This window comes from uncultured Streptococcus sp. (genome assembly GCF_915066115.1).
In the GTDB taxonomy this organism is placed as follows: Bacteria; Bacillota; Bacilli; order Lactobacillales; family Streptococcaceae; genus Streptococcus.
In genome coordinates this window covers 1-4,884 of record NZ_CAJZDT010000131.1, presented here as the reverse complement: position 1 = coordinate 4,884, position 4,884 = coordinate 1, and the positions used below count along the sequence as shown (strand labels likewise).

The following is a 4,884-nucleotide window of genomic DNA, read 5'->3' as shown; positions in this document are numbered from 1 at the left end:
GGACCCCGTACCAGACCATTTTTCGTCAAAGAGAAATTTAAAATAATACTCAATGAAAATCAAAGAACAAACTAGGAAACTAGTCGCAGGCTGCTCAAAACACTGTTTTGAGGTTGTAGATGAAACTGATGAAGTCAGCTCAAAATACTATTTTGAGGTTGCAGATAGAACTGACGAAGTCAGTAACATCTATACGGTAAGGCGACGTTGACGTGGTTTGTGAAGAGATTTTTGAAGAGTATAAATTGGATTCTAATGTATAAAACACAGATAGATGATACTTGGTATTTATCAAGTGCCATCTATCTGTGTTTTTATTTATTATTGATGTTTCTGCTATTTATTCTAAAATGTTTTTACCTTCTTTAACTCGCCAACGATAATCTGATAAAATAATATCTTCGAGGGAGTAGCTAGCCTGCCAATCAAGGTATTTTTTAGCTTTTGATGCGTCTGCTAGGACGCTTGCTGGGTCACCAGCACGACGAGCAACAATCTCGTGTGGGATTTTTTGATCCAGTAGTTCTTCAGCAGTTTTAAAGATTTCTTTGACGGTATAGCCTTTTTCAGTTCCTAAGTTAAAGATTTGAGAAGAACTGTTTTCTTGAAATAGGTAGTTCATTCCTTTAACATGAGCCTGTGCAAGGTCCAAGACATGAATGTAATCACGAATACATGAACCGTCACGTGTATCGTAGTCATCTCCAAATATTTTTAGGCTATCATTTTGTCCCAATGCGGTCTTGTTGATATTTGGAATGATATGAGTTGGATTTTTCACGCGCAGACCGTTTGAAGCATCCATTTCAGCCCCAGCAACATTAAAGTAACGGAAAATGACATATTTCCAATCGTAGCGATTGGCCATCCAGTAAATCATTCGTTCACCCATCAGTTTTGTTTCTGCATAAGGATTGACAGGGTCGAGCAGGGTATCTTCAGTTGCAGGCTTGTCAATACAGTTATTACCATAGAGAGAAGCGGTCGAAGAAAACATGATTTTTTGAATGCCAACTTCAGATAGGACTTTGAGAACTTGGTTCATACCAGCAACATTGGCAGTGAAGTATTTGCTTGGGTTTTCAATACTTTCGCTCACAACAATTTCACCTGCACAATGAAGAACAGCATCAATCTTATTTTCTTCCAAGTAAGCTTTTAGGGCACTAGCATCATAAACATCCAGTTGTTTAAAGCTGGCACGACTATCCACAGCTGCACGATTTCCTGTAGAGAGATTGTCGAGGACATGCACCTGGTAGCTAGCATTTAAAAGAGCTTTAACGGTATGGGAGCCAATATAGCCAGCTCCACCTGTAACAAGAATTGTTTTGGTCATGATTTTTTCCTTTTCCTAGTTTTGTACTATTTTAAAGAAAGAGCAAGTAAAAGTCAACTATTTTCTGTAAATTTCATGAAAAAACTGAACGAATATAGCATTGAATTGTTTTGTGTTTGGGAATTAAGCTTTGGGTTGGTCTTGGAATAGTTCTTAGATTTCACCTCACATGTAAGAAAATACAAGATTTTTCTAAGATACAGTAAGACTAAGATACTAACTTAGAAATCCACCTTCCCGCTATCCTTCTCCTATAAAAAGTGGTAAAATGGATGAAAGAAAGAAGGAACTGAAATGACAACATTATTTTCAAAAATCAAAGAAGTAACAGAACTTGCTGCGATCTCAGGTCATGAAGCACCTGTCCGTGCCTATCTTCGTGAAAAGTTGACCCCGCACGTGGATGAAGTAGTGACAGATGGCTTGGGTGGTATTTTCGGAATTAAACATTCAGAAGCTGCGGATGCGCCACGCGTCTTGGTCGCTTCTCACATGGACGAAGTTGGTTTTATGGTCAGCGAGATTAAGCCAGACGGTACCTTCCGTGTCGTAGAAATCGGTGGTTGGAATCCTATGGTGGTCAGCAGCCAACGTTTCAAACTCTTGACTCGTGATGGTCGTGAAATTCCAGTGATTTCAGGCTCTGTTCCGCCACATTTGACTCGTGGAAAGGGTGGACCAACCATGCCAGCCATTGCGGATATTGTCTTTGATGGTGGTTTTGCGGACAAGGCTGAGGCAGAAAGCTTTGGCATCCGTCCTGGCGACACCATTGTACCAGATAGTTCTGCAATCTTGACAGCCAATGAAAAAAATATCATCTCAAAAGCTTGGGACAACCGCTACGGTGTTCTTATGGTTAGCGAGTTGGCGGAAGCTCTTTCAGGTCAAAAACTCGGAAATGAACTCTATCTTGGCTCTAATGTCCAAGAAGAAGTTGGTCTCCGAGGTGCTCATACATCTACAACCAAGTTTGATCCAGAAGTCTTCCTAGCAGTTGATTGCTCACCTGCTGGTGATGTTTATGGCGGTCAAGGCAAAATTGGGGATGGAACCTTGATTCGTTTCTACGACCCAGGTCACTTGCTTCTCCCAGGAATGAAGGATTTCCTTTTGACAACAGCTGAGGAAGCTGGTATCAAGTACCAATACTACTGTGGTAAAGGCGGAACAGACGCTGGTGCAGCTCATTTGAAAAATAGTGGTGTCCCATCAACAACAATCGGTGTTTGCGCTCGTTATATCCATTCTCACCAAACCCTATACGCTATGGATGACTTCTTAGAAGCTCAAGCTTTCTTGCAAGCCTTGGTGAAAAAATTGGATCGTTCAACGGTTGATTTGATTAAAAATTATTAAACCATAAGGGAGGTGGTAGGGATGGTAACACCAAACCTAGAAAGCCTTGTAAAAGATCTTTACAATCATGCTCGACATGATTTGAGTGAAGATTTAGTTGCTACTCTCCTAGAGACTGCAAAAAAACTGCCTACTACAAATGAGCAGTTGCTGGCAGTTCGTCTCTCAGGCCTGGTCAATCGTGAATTGCTCCTAAATCCCAAACATCCAGCACCTGAATTGATAAACTTGGCTCGCTTTATCAAAAGAGAAGAAGCCAAGTACAGGGGAACTGCAGCTTCTGCGCTTATGTATGGGGAGCTCTTTAAAATGCTTTGATTCCATTGTGAATCAAAGCATTTTTTTATATGGCAGAAAAGCTATTCTTGATAAGGAGAAGAAAAAGCCATCCAATTATGATGGATAGCTTCTTGGTACTTAGATTTGTTCAGCAATGACTTTTTCAGCCAGATTCATAGCGTGGTCTGACACACGAGTGTAGTGGGAAACAATGTCGATAAAGTTGACCCCAGCTTGCGTTGAACATTCGCCCTTGTTGAGGCGTTTGATGTGGGTCTTTCTGAGAACACGTTCCATATTGTTGATTTCTTTATGGCGTTCAATCAGACTTTGAGCTTTTTCAATATCATTGTTTTCCACGCTATCAAGGGCATCCTTGATAAAGCCAGTGGTTTTTTGATAGATATCAGCCAATTCCTGCAAAGCAGCTTCAGAGAACTCAACATTTTTACGTTGAAGATAGTCAGTTAGATTGATTAGCGCTTCTGCGTGGTCCCCAATCCGTTCCAAATCGCGGGATGAATCAAGGATATTGGTGAGCACTTCACTTTCTTTCTGGCTAAGGGCCTCGCTTGAAAGAGTAATAAGGTAACGAGTCAATTTTTCATCAATGGTATTGATGGCTTCTTCTGTCTTGTGTCCTTTTTCAGCAACCTTTTCATTAAGGTCAATGATGTAGTTGTATGAAAGGTCAAAGGCTTTAGAAGCATAATTTCCCAAATGAAGGAGTTCTTTCTTCGCATTTCCGAGAGCGATTGAAGGAGCTTGTTTAATCAAATGCTCATCAAGATAAAGTGGCTCGTACTTGACAACTTCGTCTTCACCAGGGATGAGCTTGGTTACAAAGAAAGCCAAGGCTCCGATGAATGGAAATTGTACAATGGTGTTACTTACGTTGAAGGCACCGTGCGAGAAGGCGATGGTCATCTCAGGTGAGAGGTGAAGGAGTGCTTGGAAGTACTCAATCATTGCAGTGAAGGGGCCTAATAAGATTAAGCAAAGAATAGTTCCTAAAACGTTAAAGGTAACGTGGGTTGCAGCAACGCGTTTCGCAGAGACATTGGCTCCAGCTGCCGCGATGATAACTGTTAGGGTTGTCCCGATATTATCCCCGAAGAGAACTGGTAGCGAACCTTTAAGGTCAAGGAATCCACCTGCATAGAGACCTTGTAAAATCCCGATTGTCGCAGAAGAAGCTTGGATGAGGACGGTAATCACTGCACCGGCAAAAACTCCCAACACAGGATTTTGTCCCAAGGTTACCATGTATTCCTTGAATTGTGGTAAATCTTTAAGAGGACTCATACCGGCACTGATGAGGTTTAGAGCATAGAAGATTCCTCCTACACCAAACAGGATGCGTCCGATATTGTTTGCTGTTCTATTTTTGGTAAAGAAGAGGAACATGGTTCCAAGGAAAATCAGGGGTAAAGCATACTCACCAAGCTTGAAACCGATGATAAAGGAAGTAACGGTGGTTCCGATGTTGGCTCCCATGATAATTCCGATAGCCTGTCTAAGAGTTAGAAGACTAGCGCTGACCAGTCCAACCGTGATAACTGTAACCCCTGTACTTGACTGAATCAGGGCAGTCACGACAATCCCGACTAGAACACCTAAAAAGGGATTGCTAGTGTACTTGTCAATGTAAAAACGAAGGCGATCTCCAGCAGCTTGTTGCAAACCGTCTCCCATGGTCTTGATACTATATAAGAATAGTCCCAGACCACCTAAAAAGTGAAATAAAATTTCCTGCCAATTAATGGACATTTCTTTTTCCTCCGAAAAATAATAACGGAATTTCTCCTATTCTATTTTAAAGGATAAAAGTAAATCTAACAAGTGTTTAGATGAAATTTTAGAAAGAAAATTTGTGAGAAAAAGTAAAAATAATAAACTTTAACATG

General features: G+C 41.0%; 4 protein-coding genes. 2 read left to right on the top strand and 2 right to left on the bottom strand.

Annotated elements, in window-relative coordinates; all coding sequences use genetic code 11:
- Positions 1-340 precede the first annotated feature (340 nt).
- Positions 341-1,339, bottom strand: coding sequence for a UDP-glucose 4-epimerase GalE (galE, locus tag QZ565_RS08180; RefSeq protein WP_295528055.1), 999 nt, complete (start codon positions 1,337-1,339; stop codon positions 341-343).
- Between the two features lie 294 nt (positions 1,340-1,633).
- Between galE and pepA the strand changes: the two genes are divergently transcribed.
- A complete protein-coding gene (pepA, locus tag QZ565_RS08175; RefSeq protein WP_295528052.1) occupies positions 1,634-2,698 on the top strand; it encodes a glutamyl aminopeptidase in 1,065 nt (354 codons plus the stop codon).
- Positions 2,699-2,719: 21 nt separating this feature from the next.
- On the top strand, positions 2,720-3,016 hold the full coding sequence (locus QZ565_RS08170) for a bacteriocin immunity protein (protein ID WP_295528049.1): 297 nt from the start codon (positions 2,720-2,722) through the stop codon (positions 3,014-3,016).
- 99 nt (positions 3,017-3,115) lie between these two features.
- Here the strand turns inward: QZ565_RS08170 and QZ565_RS08165 are convergent, their stop codons facing one another.
- Complete coding sequence (locus tag QZ565_RS08165; RefSeq protein ID WP_295528046.1) at positions 3,116-4,747, bottom strand: Na/Pi cotransporter family protein; 1,632 nt, start codon at positions 4,745-4,747, stop codon at positions 3,116-3,118.
- Positions 4,748-4,884: the final 137 nt, after the last annotated feature.